The organism is Streptomyces sp. NPDC026062, assembly GCF_055568375.1.
The window spans coordinates 117,326-133,004 of the sequence record NZ_JBVHOQ010000023.1; the positions used below are offsets into that span (position 1 = coordinate 117,326).

14 protein-coding genes and 1 pseudogene are annotated in these 15,679 nt (G+C 73.3%); 4 read left to right on the forward strand and 11 right to left on the reverse strand.

Going from position 1 to position 15,679, the window contains the following annotated elements:
- Positions 1-361: 361 nt before the first annotated feature.
- Positions 362-1,273, reverse strand: a complete 912-nt coding sequence (locus tag ACZ4LX_RS21840; protein ID WP_467647290.1) for a sulfurtransferase — start codon at positions 1,271-1,273, stop codon at positions 362-364.
- A 180-nt stretch (positions 1,274-1,453) separates the two neighbouring features.
- On the opposite strand from ACZ4LX_RS21840, the gene ACZ4LX_RS21845 reads away from it, so the two are divergent.
- Positions 1,454-3,079, forward strand: a complete 1,626-nt coding sequence (locus tag ACZ4LX_RS21845) for a PucR family transcriptional regulator (RefSeq protein ID WP_467647292.1) — start codon at positions 1,454-1,456, stop codon at positions 3,077-3,079.
- 13 nt (positions 3,080-3,092) lie between these two features.
- Here the strand turns inward: ACZ4LX_RS21845 and ACZ4LX_RS21850 are convergent, their stop codons facing one another.
- From ACZ4LX_RS21850 to ACZ4LX_RS21870, 5 genes are all read right to left on the reverse strand, one after another.
- Positions 3,093-4,190 (reverse strand): glycosyltransferase family 4 protein, encoded by a 1,098-nt coding sequence (locus ACZ4LX_RS21850; protein WP_467647296.1) that lies wholly within the window; start codon positions 4,188-4,190, stop codon positions 3,093-3,095.
- Positions 4,191-4,642: 452 nt separating this feature from the next.
- A complete protein-coding gene (gene recN, locus ACZ4LX_RS21855) occupies positions 4,643-6,388 on the reverse strand; it encodes a DNA repair protein RecN (protein WP_467647300.1) in 1,746 nt (581 codons plus the stop codon).
- 80 nt (positions 6,389-6,468) lie between these two features.
- Positions 6,469-7,371, reverse strand: coding sequence for an NAD kinase (locus ACZ4LX_RS21860; RefSeq protein ID WP_467647303.1), 903 nt, complete (start codon positions 7,369-7,371; stop codon positions 6,469-6,471).
- Positions 7,368-8,183 carry a TlyA family RNA methyltransferase gene (locus tag ACZ4LX_RS21865; RefSeq protein ID WP_467647305.1) on the reverse strand — a complete coding sequence of 272 codons (816 nt, stop codon included), beginning with the start codon at positions 8,181-8,183 and terminating at the stop codon, positions 7,368-7,370. Before ACZ4LX_RS21865 ends, ACZ4LX_RS21860 begins: the two co-directional genes overlap by 4 nt.
- Before the next feature lie 7 nt (positions 8,184-8,190).
- Complete coding sequence (locus ACZ4LX_RS21870; RefSeq protein ID WP_467647349.1) at positions 8,191-8,499, reverse strand: hypothetical protein; 309 nt, start codon at positions 8,497-8,499, stop codon at positions 8,191-8,193.
- Between the two features lie 55 nt (positions 8,500-8,554).
- Here ACZ4LX_RS21870 and ACZ4LX_RS21875 point away from each other — a divergent pair, with 55 nt between their 5' ends.
- Complete coding sequence (locus ACZ4LX_RS21875; RefSeq protein ID WP_467647308.1) at positions 8,555-8,902, forward strand: SCP2 sterol-binding domain-containing protein; 348 nt, start codon at positions 8,555-8,557, stop codon at positions 8,900-8,902.
- A gap of 13 nt (positions 8,903-8,915) precedes the next feature.
- Here ACZ4LX_RS21875 and ACZ4LX_RS21880 read toward each other — a convergent pair whose 3' ends face one another.
- The 4 genes from ACZ4LX_RS21880 to ACZ4LX_RS21895 form a co-directional block, all read right to left on the reverse strand.
- Positions 8,916-9,731, reverse strand: a complete 816-nt coding sequence (locus ACZ4LX_RS21880) for an ABC transporter ATP-binding protein (RefSeq protein WP_467647312.1) — start codon at positions 9,729-9,731, stop codon at positions 8,916-8,918.
- 179 nt (positions 9,732-9,910) lie between these two features.
- Positions 9,911-10,996 (reverse strand): FecCD family ABC transporter permease, encoded by a 1,086-nt coding sequence (locus ACZ4LX_RS21885; RefSeq protein WP_467647315.1) that lies wholly within the window; start codon positions 10,994-10,996, stop codon positions 9,911-9,913.
- Positions 10,993-11,952, reverse strand: coding sequence for a FecCD family ABC transporter permease (locus ACZ4LX_RS21890; RefSeq protein ID WP_467647351.1), 960 nt, complete (start codon positions 11,950-11,952; stop codon positions 10,993-10,995). The genes ACZ4LX_RS21885 and ACZ4LX_RS21890 overlap by 4 nt, the downstream gene beginning before the upstream one ends.
- A gap of 227 nt (positions 11,953-12,179) precedes the next feature.
- Positions 12,180-13,208: an HAD-IIA family hydrolase gene (locus ACZ4LX_RS21895; protein WP_467647318.1), complete on the reverse strand. Its 1,029-nt coding sequence runs from the start codon at positions 13,206-13,208 to the stop codon at positions 12,180-12,182.
- A 71-nt stretch (positions 13,209-13,279) separates the two neighbouring features.
- On the opposite strand from ACZ4LX_RS21895, the gene ACZ4LX_RS21900 reads away from it, so the two are divergent.
- Positions 13,280-14,557, forward strand: a complete 1,278-nt coding sequence (locus tag ACZ4LX_RS21900; RefSeq protein ID WP_467647321.1) for a DUF1015 family protein — start codon at positions 13,280-13,282, stop codon at positions 14,555-14,557.
- 69 nt (positions 14,558-14,626) lie between these two features.
- On the opposite strand, the gene ACZ4LX_RS21905 is transcribed toward ACZ4LX_RS21900, so the two are convergent.
- The gene (locus tag ACZ4LX_RS21905; protein WP_467647324.1) at positions 14,627-15,343 is read right to left on the reverse strand and encodes a tetratricopeptide repeat protein; all 717 of its coding nucleotides are present in this window, start codon (positions 15,341-15,343) and stop codon (positions 14,627-14,629) included.
- Positions 15,344-15,373: 30 nt separating this feature from the next.
- On the opposite strand from ACZ4LX_RS21905, the pseudogene ACZ4LX_RS21910 reads away from it, so the two are divergent.
- Positions 15,374-15,679 (forward strand): annotated as a pseudogene (locus ACZ4LX_RS21910) (hypothetical protein); the annotation flags it as partial.

Genomic DNA, 15,679 nt, shown 5'->3' on the forward strand with positions numbered 1-15,679 from the left:
GGAGCCACGGCCGGCCGGGCCGAGAACCCGGTTGCGGCGGAACGGACCGGCCCGTTGGGGTACTGCCATGGACGGCGTTCGCGACGGCGCCGACGGCCGTGGCCCTGTCCGCGAACGGGGCCTTCACGGATACACGTACATCGCGAGGTTCCCGGGAGATGTGAACGGGTTCTCACCGAACACGGTCAGTGCCCCGGTCCGGCTTTCGGTGTCGCGCGTCCGGCCGGGGGGCCTGGGGGGGGCCGGCCGGGAAACGGTGGCTGCGCTGCCGGTCTGAGCCCGCCGGGTGGACGGCCCAGGACGGGCGCCGGCGGGGGCGACGTCCCCCTCACGGGGTCGCGCCGCGCGGCCGACGCCGCCGTCAGCCGGTCTCCGCCTCGCCGCCCGTCACGACCGGGCGGCCCTCCGAGGGCAGCCCCCACTCGCTCCAGGACCCGTCGTACACCGCCAGATCGCGGTATCCGGCCAGCGCGGCGGCCAGCGCCGGCACGCAGGCGGTGACCCCCGATCCGCAGCTGAAGAGCAGCCGTTCCCGGCCCTGCGCCCGAGCGGCGAACACGGCGCGCAGTTCCGCCGCCGAACGCATCCGGCCCTCGTGCTGGACCTCGGTGAAGGGCAGGCTGACCGCCCCCGGCATATGGCCGCCCCGCAGCCCCGCTCGCGGCTCGGGAGCCGTACCGCGAAAGCGTTCCCGGGACCGGGCGTCGACGACGGCACTCGCCGGATCCGAGAGGGCCGCCGCCACCTCGTCCGCGCCCACGAACAGCTCCGGGCGCGGGACCGCCGTGAAGTCCCCGCGCTCCGGGGGCGCCGCGGGCGCGCCGCTCTCCATCGGCAGTCCGGCGGCCGCCCAGCCGGGCAGTCCCCCGTCGAGCACCGCCACCCGGTCGAAGCCCATCGCCCGGAGCATCCACCAGGCGCGGGCGCCGGAGTAGAGGCCCACGGCGTCGTAGACCACGACCGTGTCGCCGTCGTGAAGGCCGAGGGAGCGCAGTTCGTCGGTGAACCGCCCGGCACCGGGCATCGTGTGGGGCAGCGGCCCCGCGGGGTCGGAGAGCGGCCCGTCGATGTCGAAGGGTCTCGCCCCCACGATCCGCCGGGCGGAGCCCCGGTGCGCGCCGACGGAGGCGTCGAGGACCAGCAGCCCCGGCGAACCGAGCCGTCCGGCGAGCCAGTCGGCCCCGACGAGCGGCCCGGGCAGGGGCTCGTCGTGCGGCGGCGCTTCGGCGAGTCCGGGCAGGGGCTCGTCGGGCGGCGGCGCTTCGGCGCCCATGGCTTCTCCCACTCGTCCGGGTACGGGATTTTCAAGATCGCAGCGGGCCGGGCCCCTGTCAACGGCCCGCCGCCCCCGGCGATGCCCCCGGTGCCCCGGGCCGGTACCTTCCTGACCAGGGCGACCGCAACCGCGTGACGCGCCCGGTCCGACCGACCCCGAAGCGCGAGGCCAGAGCCAGTGGAGACCCAGGGCGGCATCACCGTGCAGCGAGCCCTTGAGCTGCCGGGGCTGCGCAGCGGACTCCCCGAGGTGGTGTCCGGAGCCGACCGGCTCGGCCGCACCGTGCGCTGGGTGCACGCGGGCGAGGTCCCCAACATCGCATCGCTACTCAAGGGCGGTGAGCTGCTTCTGACCACCGGCCTGGGTCTCGGCAGCCGCCCTGCCGAGCAGCGGGCGTTCGTCCGCAGACTTGCCGACCGCGGCATCGCCGCGCTCGTGGTGGAGCTCGGTCCGCGCTTCAGCAGGCTGCCGTCCTCGATCGTGGACGCCGCGCGGGCTGCCGGGCTGCCCCTGGTCCAGCTGCACCGGGAGGTGCCGTTCGTGACGGTGACGGAGGAGATCCACACCGAGATCGTCAACGGTCACTACGCGCTCCTGCAGCAGGCCGAGGAGGTTCACCGGCGCTGCACCCGGGCGCTGCTCGGCGGCGGCGGGGTCCCCCAGGTGCTCGGCATCCTGGCGGACTTCACGGCCAACCCGGTCTTCCTGGAGACGGCCGACGGTCAGCTGCTGTACGCGGCGGGCACCGGTTCCGGCCCGGTCTCCGCCGATCCGCTCCAGGTCTGGGACGGCATGCGCGGCGGCCGTGCGGCCCGTGAATCGCCGCCCATCGGCTCGGTGCTGGTGGACGTACCGGGCGGAGGCCCGGGGACCGGCTCGGTGCGGGCCAGGCTGGTCCTGCTGGCGGTAGACGGCCCGCTGGTGCCGGTGCACCGGATGGCGGCGGAGCGGACGGCGGGGATCCTCGCGGTGGTGCTGATGCAGGCCCGCCAGGAGGAGGAGCTGGCGGCGCGTGGCCGGGGCGACTTCCTCACCGATCTCGCCGAGGGCCGGATCACCCCCGAGGACGCGCCGTCGCAGGCCCGCGTGCTGGGCTTCAAGCCGGGCGAGATGCCGCTGCTGCCGGTGGTGATGCGGCTGGCCCCGGAGCTCGCCCCCTCCGGCAACTGGGCGCTGCTGGCGCGCGCGGTCCTGGAGGAGCTGTCCTCGGTGGGAGTGCCGGTGCTGCTCGGAGTGCGGCCCGTGGAGGGCCGGGTGCCGCTGCTGCTGGGGCTGCGTACGGAGACGGAGCGTACGGCGGTGGCCGACCGGGTCGCGGCGGCGCTGCGGGCCGGGGTGGAGCGGGCCGGTCTGGAGCGGGCGGGTTCCCAGCCCCCCGTCGTGGTGGTCGGGGTGGCGGGCGGCTGGACGGCGGCCGGTGCGGGACTGCGGCATGCGGCGGAGACGGCCACGGCGGCGCAGGGGCTCGGGGACCGGCCTTGGTACGACGCCCGGCGGCTCGATATCGACCTGCTGCTGTGGCGGTTGCGGGAACATCCTGATCTGGCGGCGTTCGTCGAGCGGGCGATCGGCCCGCTGCGCGATCACGACCGCACCTCGCGCCCGCCGCTGCTGCCGACGCTGGAGACGTATCTGGCCCATGCGGGCCGCAAGGCGGAGACGGCGCGTGAGCTGCATCTGAACCGTCAGACGCTGTACAACCGGCTGGCCCGCATAGGTGAACTGCTCGGCACCGATCTGGACGACCCGCAGGCCGTCCTGGCGCTGAGCCTGGCCCTGCGCGCCCGCCGCCATACGCCGTGACCGGTGGGAGGCCTCAGCGGGTCCGGGGCGCCGCGAGCGGATGCACCAACTCGTCGTACACGCTGAGTACGTGAGCGATCGTGTCGTCCTCGGTGGGCCAACTCGCCGCCTGCCGGGGCCCGGCCGCGGCCAGCCGCTCCCGTTCCGCCGGATCACCGAGCAGCCGGGCGACGGTCCGGGCGAGCGCCTCCGCGTTCGCGTACGGCACGAGTTCCGCAGCCTCGCCCACGAGTTCGGGCACTCCGCCGACCGAGGTCGCGACCAGCGGCGCACCGATCCGCAGCGCTTCCTGGGCCAGCACCGGACGCGCCTCCCAGCGGCTGGGCAGCACGACCAGGTCGGCGGCGGCCAGCAGTTCGGGAACGTCCGAGCGGCTGCCGATCAGCGAGACCGGCAGATCCTCGGCTCTGATCCGGCGCCGCAGCGCCGCCCGTTCCCGCCCTTCGCCCGCGATGACCAGCAGGGGTACGGGGTCGAGCCGGCGCCACAACCGTGCCGCGTCGAGCAGTGTGCCGTACCCGCGATGTGGTACGAGACTGCCCACCGTGACGATCAACGGCCTTTCCACCGAACCGAGTTCGGCCCGCAACTTACCGTCGGGCACTGGCGCCGGGACACGTGGCGCGGGCGCGGCCACGGGTGCGAGACGGGCGTCGCGCGCGCCGCGGCGGCGGGCCCGGTCGACCAGGTCGGACGACGCACCGAGCACAACCGACGCCGCACGGGCGGCTCTTCGCTCCAGCAGGTGCAGCAGCCGGCGGCGCGCGCCCTCGGCGTGGGCTCTGGTGTGCCAGGTCATGACCAGCGGGACCGGCCGGCCGCCGAGTGCCAGGGCGGCCCGCAACGCGGCGTGCAGTCCGTGCGCGTGCACGACATCGGCACCGTCGCAGGCGGCGCGCAGGGCGGCGACGGAAGCGGGGTCACCGCGCCGGGGGACGGGCGCGAAACGGGCCCCCGTCGCGGAGAATGCGTAGGAGCGCTCCAGTGCCGCGGGCGCGCAGACGGTGACCTGCACACCTCGCGCGACCAGTCCGGCGGCCAGTGATCCGACATGGGCGCTGCTGCCCGCACTGCCGCCCCCCAGCACTTGGACCGTACGCAGCTGTGACACGTTGACTGACTCCCGGGGCTCCCGAATCGGGGGACGGGCGTCACCCGACGTCCGTATGTACACCCAAGGATGCCAGTCCGTACGCACGTTCCGGCACGGCCGAGCTGTCGCGCCGGTGCGCACCGCGACAAACCGGGCGTGGCGCATCACCCGCACGGGTGAATTCCAGGCGGTCCGGGATGCCGGATCAGCGCGTGGACAGCGCCTCGGCGAGCCAGGTGACGCGATCGCCGTACACCGTCGCCGCGACGAGCCCCGCCACATGGGCGACGTGTCCGGCCCGCCCGGCCCGGGGACGACGGCGACACCGAGGGCGGCTCCCGGGGTGTGCGCCCCGCTGTCCCCCCACGGTCGGCGCCCCGGGCGGGGCGAGCGACGCGGCGGTCGCGCCGGTCGCGGCCTCCGCGACCGCCGGGCCACGCCGCCGCTTCCCGGTCAGCGGCACGGAACGGTCAGCTGTCCGTCCGCGCCGTGGCCAGCAGTTCCTCGGCGTGCGCCCGTGCCGTCTCGGAGTCCTCCTGGCCCGCGAGCATCCGCGACAGCTCCCGTACCCGGTCCTCGCCCTCCAGGACCGTGACACCGCTCCTGGTCACCGAGCCGTCGACGGTCTTCTCGACCAGCAGCTGCCGGTCGGCGAAGGCGGCCACCTGGGGCAGGTGGGTGACGACCACGACCTGGGCCGACCTGGCGAGCTTCGCCAGACGCCTGCCGACCTCGACGGCCGCCTTGCCGCCGACGCCGGCGTCGACCTCGTCGAAGAGGTAGGTGGGTACGGGGTCGGAGCCGGCGAAGACCACCTCGACGGCGAGCATCACCCGGGACAGCTCACCGCCCGAGGCGCCCTTGGCGATCGGGCGGGGCTGGGCGCCGGGGTGCGGGGCCAGCAGGAGTTCGACCTCGTCGGCGCCGGACGGTCCGTACGCCACGTTGCGCCCGTCGATCTCGATGCCGGACGCCTCGTCCGCCGCCTCGGTCTGCCGGATGTCGAAGGAGACACGGGCGTGCGGCATGGCGAGGGAGGCGAGTTCCCCGGTCACCGCTTCGGCGAAGAGCGCGGCGGCCGCCGTACGGGCATCCGTCAGCGCCTGGCCGAGGCCGGAGAGTTCGGCGCGCAACGCGTCCCGCTCCTCGGTCAGCTCGCCGATCCGGTCGTCGTCGCCCTCCAGCTCGGTCAGCCGGGCCACCCCTTCCTCGGCCCAGGCCAGCACGGCGGCGATGTCCGCGCCGTACTTGCGGGTGAGCGCGGTGAGCGCGGCGCGGCGCTCCTCGACCGCGGCGAGCCGCAGTGGATCGGAGTCCAGCTGATCGGCGTACCCGGACAGTTCGCCCGAGACGTCGGCGAGCAGGATGGAGATCTCGCCGACCCGGTCGGCCAGCGCGGCGAGCGCCGGGTCGTGGGTGCGTACCCCGTCCAGCGCCTGGCGGGCGGCTGCGACGACGGTCGTCGCGTCGACGGCCTCCTGGTCCTCGGGGTTGCCGGCCAGCGCGGTGTGCGCGAGGGCGGCGGCGGAGGCCAGGGCGTCGGCGTGGCCGAGGCGCTGCGCCTCGGCGGCGAGCTCGGTGTCCTCGCCGGGCAGCGGTTCGACCGCGGCGATCTCGTTGAGCCCGAACCGCAGCAGGTCGGCTTCCTGGGCGCGTTCGCGGGCGCGCGTCGTCAGCTCGTCGAGTTCACGGGCGACCTCCCGAAGCCGCCGGTAGGCCGCCTCGTACGTGGCGTGGGGGCCGGCGACGCCGTCGCCCGCGTACCGGTCCAGGGCCTGCCGCTGCCGGGCCGGCTTGAGCAGTCCCTGCTGGTCGGTCTGACCGTGCACGGCGACGAGTTCGTCGGCCAGTTCCGCCAGCACTCCGACCGGCACGGATCTTCCGCCCAGGTGGGCCCTGGAGCGCCCCTCCGCGGAAACGGTGCGGCTGACGAGCAGCGCACCGTCCTCGATCTCGGCTCCGGCCTCCTCGGCCCGCAACGCCGCCGCGTCGCCCTCGGCCACCGTGATCCGGCCCTCGACGACAGCGGCCTTGGCACCGATCCGCACCAGGGCCGGATCGGCACGTCCGCCGAGCAGCAGCCCCAGGCTGGTCACGACCATGGTCTTGCCCGCGCCGGTCTCACCGGTCACCGCGGTGAAACCGGGTGACAGTTCCACCACCGCGTCGTCGATGACTCCGAGCGACCGTATCCGCATCTCCTCCAACACGCACATGACCATACGAGGTTTCATGGCCCGCGCGCACACGGGCCGGGGTCGGGACGCCGGATCGAGTGGTCCGCGACGCCGCGGGCTCAGTGCGGTGCGCCCCGCCACCCCGACACCGGCAGCGCGAACTTGGCCACCAGCCGGTCGGTGAACGAGGCCTGGTGCAGCCGCGCCAGCCGTACGGGCACCGCACCGCGCCGCACCTCGACGCGCGCACCGGCGGGCAGTTCCACGGTCCTGCGCCCGTCGCACCACAGCACCCCGTGCGGCGTGTGCGGCTGGACCTCCACGGCGAGCACCGAGGTCGGCGAGGTCACCAGCGGCTTGGCGAACAGCGCGTGCGCACTGATCGGGACCATCAGCAGCGCCTCGACCTCCGGCCACACGACGGGCCCGCCGGCCGAGAAGGCGTACGCGGTCGAGCCGGTGGGAGTCGCGCAGACGATGCCGTCGCAGCCGAACCCGGTGACCGGCCGGCCGTCGATCTCCAGCACGACCTCCAGCATCCGCTCGGGCGAAACCTTCTGCACGGCCGCCTCGTTGAGCGCCCAGTCCCGGTGGACGATGTCGCCGTTGCTGTGCACGAGGACGTCGATCGTCATGCGCTCCTCGACGGTGTACGCCCGGGTGACGACCCGGTCGACGACCTTGTCGAGGTCGTCGCGCTCGGCCTCGGCGAGGAAGCCGACCCGGCCGAGGTTGACCCCCAGCATCGGGACGCCGGAGGCGCGCGAGAGCTCCGCTCCCCGCAGCAGCGTCCCGTCCCCGCCGAGGACGATCAGCAGCTCGCAGCCGTCGACGGCCTCGGGAGCGTCGGGGACCGTCTCGACGGACGGCGGCAGCGGCAGGTCGGCCGCCTCATGGGCCAGGACCCGCACACCCAGGCCGTTGCGGAGCAGCCCCTGGACGACGAGTTCGGCGCTGCGGATCGCGGCCGGCCGGCCGGTGTGTGCCAAAAGAAAGACTGTTCGTGCCGCATTCGTCGTCAACGAGGCCCCTCCGCCACTGCACGGTCGACATCCGCGGGATCGAGCTCCGGCGCTCCGGCCCGCAGCCACAGAAAGTACTCGACATTGCCCGACGGCCCCGGCAACGGGCTCGCCGTCACACCCCTGACCCCCAGCCCCAGCGCCCAGGCGCGGCGGGCCACCTCCCGTACCGCTTCGGCGCGCAGTTCGGGGCTGCGCACCACTCCGCCGCTGCCGAGGCGTTCCTTGCCCACCTCGAACTGCGGCTTGACCATGAGGACCAGATCCGCGTCGGGGGCGGCGCAGCGCGCCAGGGCGGGCAGCACGAGTCCGAGCGGGATGAACGACAGATCGCCCACCACCAGGTCCACCGCTTCGCCGTCGATCGCCTCCAGGGTCAGTTCCCGCACGTTGGTGCGGTCCTTGACGACGACGCGTTCATCGGACTGGAGCGACCAGGCCAGCTGCCCGTAGCCGACGTCCACCGCGAGCACGCGGGCCGCCCCGGCGCGCAGCAGCACATCGGTGAACCCGCCGGTCGACGCCCCGGCGTCCAGGGCCCGCCGGCCCTCCACCTCCAGCCCGAGAGGGACGAAGGCGGCGAGGGCACCCGCCAGCTTGTGGCCGCCGCGTGAGACGTACTCGGGGTCGCTGTCGTCCTTGGTGACGACGAGGGCGGCGCTCGTCTCGACCTGGGTGGCCGGTTTGGTCGCGGTGTTGCCGCCGACGGTCACCCGTCCTGCGGCGATCAGCTGGCTCGCATGCTCGCGTGAGCGGGCGAGCTTTCGGCGTACCAGCTCGGCGTCGAGGCGGCGACGGGCCACTCCTGCCACGTTCGGTTCAGCTCCTGTTGTCGTACGAGGGCACCGGTGCGGGTACCGGCGCGGGTGCGGGCCCGGCGTCCAGCGCGGTCAGCGATGCGCGCAGGCCACGGTGTACATCCTCGTACACCTCGATGTGTCCGTCCGCCGGGAGGTGGTCGGCGTCGGCCAGACGCTCCAGGTGTGCGTCCACCTCGGCGTGGCCGGTGGGTGTGCGTACGACGCCGAGGGGCGCCGGGCCTGCGGGCTCGTGCGGCACCGCGGGGGCCGGGACGTCCTGCGGGATCGCGCCGGCCGCGGTTCCGGCGGCGGTGTCCGGCTCCGGCATCGAGTCGCTCATACCGGAAACGCTACCGCGAAGGGCTGCGGTACCGTCGGTCACGATGGCGACCATGGCGGAGTGCCGCAGCGCACTCGACAGACTTTCCGACAACCTCGCGGGGGCCGACGGCGACGTGCGCGGCGCGGCGGCGCTCGACCGTTCTCTCAGCTGCCACATCAGAGACCTCGACGTGACGTTCACCGGACGCCTCACCGGCGGCCGGATCCAGGTCCTGGAGACGGTCGAGGGGCCGCCCCGTCAGAAGGCGGAGATCCGGCTCGCGATGACCGGGGACGATCTGGTGGCGATGGTGGACGGTGAGCTGAACTTCGCCAAGGCGTGGGGATCGGGCCGGGTCCGCCTGGAGGCGGGCTTCCGCGACCTGCTGAAACTGAGATCCCTGCTGTAGCGGTGGTCTCGGGTCACGCGCCCCCGGGCACCGACGTCCTCGGCGCCCGCACACGCGCGGCCGGCACCACCAGAGGCGTGCCCGTCTCAGGATCGGGGATCACCTGGCACCGGAGCCCGAACACCTGCTCCACCAGCTCCGCGGTGACGATCTCGCCGGGCTCGCCCTCCGCGACGACCTCCCCGTCCCGCATCGCGATGAGATGCGTGGCGTAGCGCGCCGCGTGGTTCAGATCGTGCAGGACGGCCACCAGGGTGCGTCCCTGCGTCTCGTGCAGTTCGGCGCACAGGTCGAGCACATCGATCTGGTGCTGGATGTCGAGGTAGGTCGTCGGTTCGTCGAGCAGCAGCAGGGGGGTCTGCTGGGCGAGCGCCATCGCGATCCAGACCCGCTGGCGCTGACCGCCCGACAATTCATCGACATAGCGATCACCGAGTGCTCCGACACCCGTCGATGCCATCGATTCCTCGACAATGCGTTCGTCCTCGGGCGACCACTGCCGCAGGAGCCCCTGGTGGGGGTAGCGTCCCCGGGCCACGAGGTCGGCCACGGTGATGCCGTCCGGCGCGATCGACGACTGGGGCAGCAGCCCCAGCGTCCTGGCGACCTTCTTCGCGGGCAGGCCGTGAATCGACTCCCCGTCGAGCAGCACCTGGCCACGGCTCGGTTTCAGCATCCGCGAGAGCGCCCGCAGCAGCGTCGACTTCCCGCAGGCGTTGGGTCCGACGATCACGGTGAACGAGTGGTCGGGGATCTCGACCGAGAGGTTCTCCGCGATGACCCGCTGGTCGTAGCCGAGGGTCACCGAGTCCGCGGTGAGGCGCTGCATGGTCGTACTCCGTGGGTGGTTCGGATCGGTGCCGGTGTCTGCTTCAGGGGCTGTGTCTGGGGCTGTGAGGGATCTGGGGCCAGTGAGGGGCCGGGGGGCGTGGGGAGCGTTGGAGGCGTTGAGGGAGCGGGGAGCGGGGCCCGCCCCGGGCGCCGCCCCCGCGCCCCGTGCGGCTGCCTTCATATGCGGCCCGCCTTGCGCTCGGACACCAGGAGCCACAGCAGATAGCAGCCGCCGAGCACCCCGGTGACCACGCCGACGGGCAGCTGCCTGTCACCGAAGGCCTCCAACGACACCCAGTCGGCCACGAGAAGGAGCGCCGCCCCCATGAAGGCCGCGGCCACCAGATTGGGGCCGGTGGAGCGCGTGAGCCGGCGAGCCAGCTGCGGGGCGCTCAGCGAGACGAACGCGATCGGTCCCGAGGCGGCCGTGGCGACGGCGACGAGTAGCACGGCGGAGCCCATCAGGACCAGCCGGGTGCGCTCGACCCGTACCCCGAGCGCGTACGCGGCGTCGTCGCCCATCTCCATCACCCGCAGCGCGGGCCCGTGGCCGAACACCAGCGGGAGCAGCACACCGCAGACCACGAGCAGGGGCCAGACCTGCGCCCAGTCCCGGCCGTCGAGCGAGCCCGTCATCCAGACGACAGCCCGGGTCGCGTCGACGAGGTCGGCCTTGGTGATCAGGTACTGGGCCGCGGCGGTGAGCATGGCGGCCGCGCCGATGCCCACCAGGACGAGCCGGAACCCATGGACCCCCCGTTTCCACGCCAGCAGATAGACGGCGACCCCGGTCAGCAGCCCGCCGGCCACCGCGCCGCCCGCGACGGCGAGCGCGCCGCCCTGGAAGAGAACGATCACGGTCAGCGCGCCCACGGTCGCGCCCTGGCCGAAGCCGAGCACATCGGGGCTGCCGAGCGGGTTGCGCGAGATGGTCTGGAAGACGGCGCCGCCGACGCCGAGCGCCGCCCCGACGAGGAGTCCGACGAGCACCCTCGGCAGGCGCAGGTCCATGACGATGAACTCCTGCTGGAAGGTGCCATGCCCGAAGAGCGTGGTGACGACCTCGCCCGGCGTCATCGTGAAGTCGCCGCTGCCGATGAGTACGACGGCCGCGCCCGCTGCCACGACGCCGAGCAGCACGATGACGACGGACGCCCGGACGTCGATCCGGAACGAGTGCCCGCCGGACGTCCGTACGGCCCGCACCGACCGCGCGGTCCCGCTGGTCCGCACCGTCTCCGCCCGCTCCTTGGTGGCCTTCACAGCTGGGACATCCTCTTGCGTCGTACGAGATGGATGAAGACGGGTCCGCCGAGCAGCGCGGTGACGATGCCGACCTGCAGTTCGGACGGGCGGGCGACGACCCTGCCGACCACGTCCGCGCCGAGCAGGAGCACCGGGGAGAGCACGGCCGCGTACGGCAGGATCCACCGCATGTCCGGCCCGGTGATCGCGCGCACCAGATGCGGAATCATCAGCCCGATGAAGACGATCGGCCCGCACGCGGCCGTCGCGGCCCCGCACAGCAGGGTGACGGCGAGCATCGCGAGGATCCTGGTCCGGTTCAGGTGCGCACCGAGAGCCCGTGCCGTGTCGTCACCCATCTCCAGGGCGTTGAGCGGCCGCGCGATGAACAGGGTGAGCAGCACGCCGAGGGCGATGAACGGCCACACCTTGCCGACCGTCTCCGTGTTCGCGGAGGCCAGCGAGCCGACGGTCCAGAACCGGAGCCGGTCCAGCGCGGCCGAATCCAGCAGCTGTACGGCGTTGACGTAGCCGTAGAGCGCGGCGGTGACGGCGGTCCCGGCCAGCGCGAGCCGAACCGGGTTGGCGGACCTGCTGCCGCCGAGCAGGTACACGGCGACGGAGACGATCGCGGCTCCGCCGAAGGCGAACCAGACGTATCCGGTCAGCGAGGTGACGCCGAAGAAACTGATGGCCGAGACGACCGCCGCCGACGCGCCCGCGTTGACACCGAGCAGTCCGGGCTCCGCCAGCGGGTTACGGGTCAGCGCCTGCATCACGGCCCCGGCGAGCCCGAGCGCGGCACCGACGATCAGCCCGAGGAGCGTCCGGGGAATCCGCACCTTCCGTACGAGGACGTCGTCGCCGCTCCCCGCGTAGTGGAACAGGCCGTGCCACACATCGGCGAGCGGCAGCCCCTTGGCGCCGATCGCGATACTCAGCAGGCACACCAGCACCAGGGCGGCCACCGCCACCAGGAGCCCAGCGGCGCGTACCGCGTGGCGCCTGGGGCGGGTGGCTCCGTCCGGGGCGGCTATCGGGCCTGCACCCGGTTCCGGGGGACTCTCAACGAACACGCGGTTAGGTTAGCCTACCCTGCTAGGCCTCTTGGCCCGGCCTTCCACGCCCGCTGCCCGCCGCGGCCCCAGGGACCCCTGAGCTCCCTGAGCATGCGAGCCCCAGCCCAGCCCCCGGTCCGGACCTACAGGCCCAGCCTGGCCACCGCCTTCTCCGCGTCCAGCCCGCACGAGCCCTCTCCGGCGTACGACCACGCCGCCGCGCACAGCGCACGCAGACCGTCGGGCGCATCCCCGCCGCCGTCCAGCGCCAGCTCCCCGGACCGGACGGACGCCGTCCAGCCGGCGCAGCCGAAACCTTCGCCCTCCCGCGTCACCTCGGGCTGTCCGGTCAGCAGTCCGCGCAGATCGGCGTCCACATACGTCGGCCGGTGTTCCGGCCGGGCCGCCAGCAGCTGCGCCGCGTCCGTCACTCCGGTCAGCACCAGCAGCGAGTCCACACCACCGTTGAACGCGCCCTCGATGTCCGTGTCCAGCCGGTCCCCGACCACCAGCGGCCGTTCGGCACCGGTGCGCAGCACCGTCTCCCTGTGCATCGGGGGCAGCGGCTTCCCTGCCACCTGCGGCTCGGCACCGGTCGCGATCCGTACGACCTCCACAGCCGCCCCGTTGCCCGGCGCGATGCCCCGGGCGCTCGGAATCGTCAGGTCAGTGTTGGACGCGAACCACGGCAGCCCGCGATTGATCGCGTAGGCCGCCTCGGCGAACCGGCCCCACGCCATGTCGGGGCCGCCGTATCCCTGCGCCACCGCGAGCGGTTCGTCATCCGCGGACTCCACGGGCTCCAGCCCGCGTTCGCGCAACGCCACCCGCAGCCCCTCGCCCCCGATCGCCAGCACCCGGGCTCCGGCGGGCAGCTGACCGGCGATCAGCCGGGCCACGGCCTGCGCCGACGTGATCACGTCGGCGGGCTCGGCCGGCACCCCGAGTTCGGTCAGGTGCTCGGCCACCGCGTCAGGTGTACGCAGCGCGTTGTTGGTCACGTACGCCAGGTGCATTCCACCGTCCCGCGCGGTGCCGAGAGCCTCGACCGCGTGGTCGATCGCCTGACCGCCCGCGTACACCACCCCGTCGAGATCGAGCAGCGCCGTGTCGTACGCCTCGCTCAACGCGGTGCTGCTGCCGCTCGGCCTGGACCTGCTCGACTGACTCATATCCTGCGCTCCTCATTGCCTGCTTCTCCCCCGATCATCGCGCATCGCCGGACCGCACATACGATGCAGAAATGAACACACGAGGCCGCACGGACCGGGGACTGCACCTGATTCCGTTCCGTGGACTGCGCTACGTCCCCGAGCGGGTCGGCAGTCTTGCCGGGGTGACCTCACCCCCGTACGACGTCGTCGTACGGCCCGACGGCCTGCACCACCTGGAATCGGCGGATCCGCACAACATCGTGCGTCTGATCCTGCCGCAGGCGGACACCGCGTCCGCCCGCAACGAGCAGGCCGCAGCGACCCTGAACCACTGGCTCGCGGAGGGAATCCTCGCCCCCGATCCCGAGCCCGCGTTCTATGTGTACGAGCAGCGCGACGACGAGATCCTCCAGCGCGGAATCATCGGCGCGCTGGCCCTCTCCGGCCCGGCGGACGGCATCGTGCTCCCGCACGAGGACGTGATGGCCGATGTCGTCGAGGACCGCGCCGCCCTGATGCGGACCACCGCCGCGCATCTCGAACCGCTGCTGCTGACCTATCGCAGCGACGGCGACGCCACCGGGGCAACCGCCGTCATCGAACGCACGATCAACCAGCCGCCGTTGCTCGCCACCACCACGGAGGACGGCTTCAGCCACCGGCTCTGGGCGGTCACCGACGCCGCCGAGCGCACGGCGATCGAGACGGATCTGGCCACACACCAGGCCCTGATCGCCGACGGTCACCACCGCTGGGCCACCTATCTCAGGCTTCAGCGGGAACACACCGCCCCCGGCCCCTGGGACTTCGGCCTGGTGCTCCTGGTCGACACGGCCCGCTACCCGCTGCGGGTCCGCTCCATCCACCGGCTGCTGCGCGGGCTGCCCGTCGCCGACGCGCTCGCCGCACTGACCGGCCTCTTCCGGATCCGTGACGTCGAGGGGCCACTGCCCCGGGCCCTGGAGGCCCTGGCCGGGGCCGCCGAGGAGGGCAACGCCTTCCTGCTCGCGGGCGACGGCGGTTTCCATCTGGCCGACCGCCCCGACGAGGCGCTGCTGACCCGCACCGTCCCGGCGGGCCGGCCGGCCGCCTGGCGCACTCTCGACGCGACGGTTCTGCATTCGGCGCTGCTCGACCACGTCTGGCAGATCCCCGACGACCCGGCCCACATCGCGTACATCCACGACAGCGCCGCCGCCGTGGAGCAGGCGGAGCGCCACAACTCGACGGCGGTCCTGATGCATCCGGTACGCGAAGAGGTCGTCCGGGACCTGGCCCGTCAGGGAGTGACCATGCCGCGCAAGTCGACTTCCTTCGGCCCCAAGCCCGCCACGGGCCTGGTCCTGCGCAGCCTGCACCTCGGCTGATCCGCCGAACTCACCTCGACGCAGAAGAGGGCGGCACCCCGAGTGGGGTGCCGCCCTCTTCATTCCTCGCTACGCCTTGACCGGACCGCCCTCGTCCTGGTCGTCGTCGTCCTCGTCATCGGCCGCCTCGGCGGGGGCGGGGGCCGGAACGCCGTCCTCGTCATCGTCGCCGAGAGCATCGACGAACTCGACACCGTCCAACTCGGCAAGGCGGTCCGACGCGTCGGTGGAGCCGTCCTTGTCGGCTTCCAGGGCCTTGCCGAACCACTCGCGTGCCTCGTCCTCACGCCCGGCGGCCAGCAGCGCGTCCGCGTACGCGTAGCGCAGTCGCGGCGTCCACGGGTGGACAGCGCTGGAGGCCAGCTCGGAACTCTGCAGCGTCACGATGGCGGCGTCGATCTGCCCCATGTCACGACGAGCCCCGGCAGCGACCAGACGCATCTCGACCTGTCCGGCCTTGTCCAGCTTCTGCACCTCGGGCTCACCGGCCATGGCCATTGCCCGCTCGGGCCGGCCCAGTCCGCGCTCGCAGTCGGCCATCACGGGCCACAGCTCCACGGAACCGGTCATCCGCCGGGACGCCCGGAACTCCGCCAGCGCCTCGGCGTACTTCTGCGTCGCGTAGGCGGCGAAGCCCGCAGCCTCGCGCACAGCCGCGACCCGCGAGGCCAGCCGCAGAGCGATGCGTGAGTACGCGTACGCCTGCTCGGGGTCCTCGTCGAGAAGGCGGGCGACCATGACAAGGTTCCTGGCGACATCCTCGGCCAGCGTCTTGGGCAGGCTCATCAGCTCCTGCCGGACGTCCTTGTCGATCTCATGGCCGGTGACCTCGTCGGGGATCGGAAGCCGCTTGATCGGCTCACGCTCGCGCTCGTCCCGACGCTCGTACCCGCCACGGTCGTCGCGGCCCCGGTAGCCGCCTCGGTCGTCATCGCGCCGCCCGCGGAAACCGCCACCGGAACCACCCCGGCTGTCGTCACGCCGCGGCGCACGGCTGCGGTCGCGGTCACCACCGCGGTCGTCGCGACGGAAGCCACCACCGGTGCTGCCACCACGGTCGTCATCACGACGGGGCCCACGCGGCCGATCGTCACGACGCTCGAACCCACCACCCGAACGCCC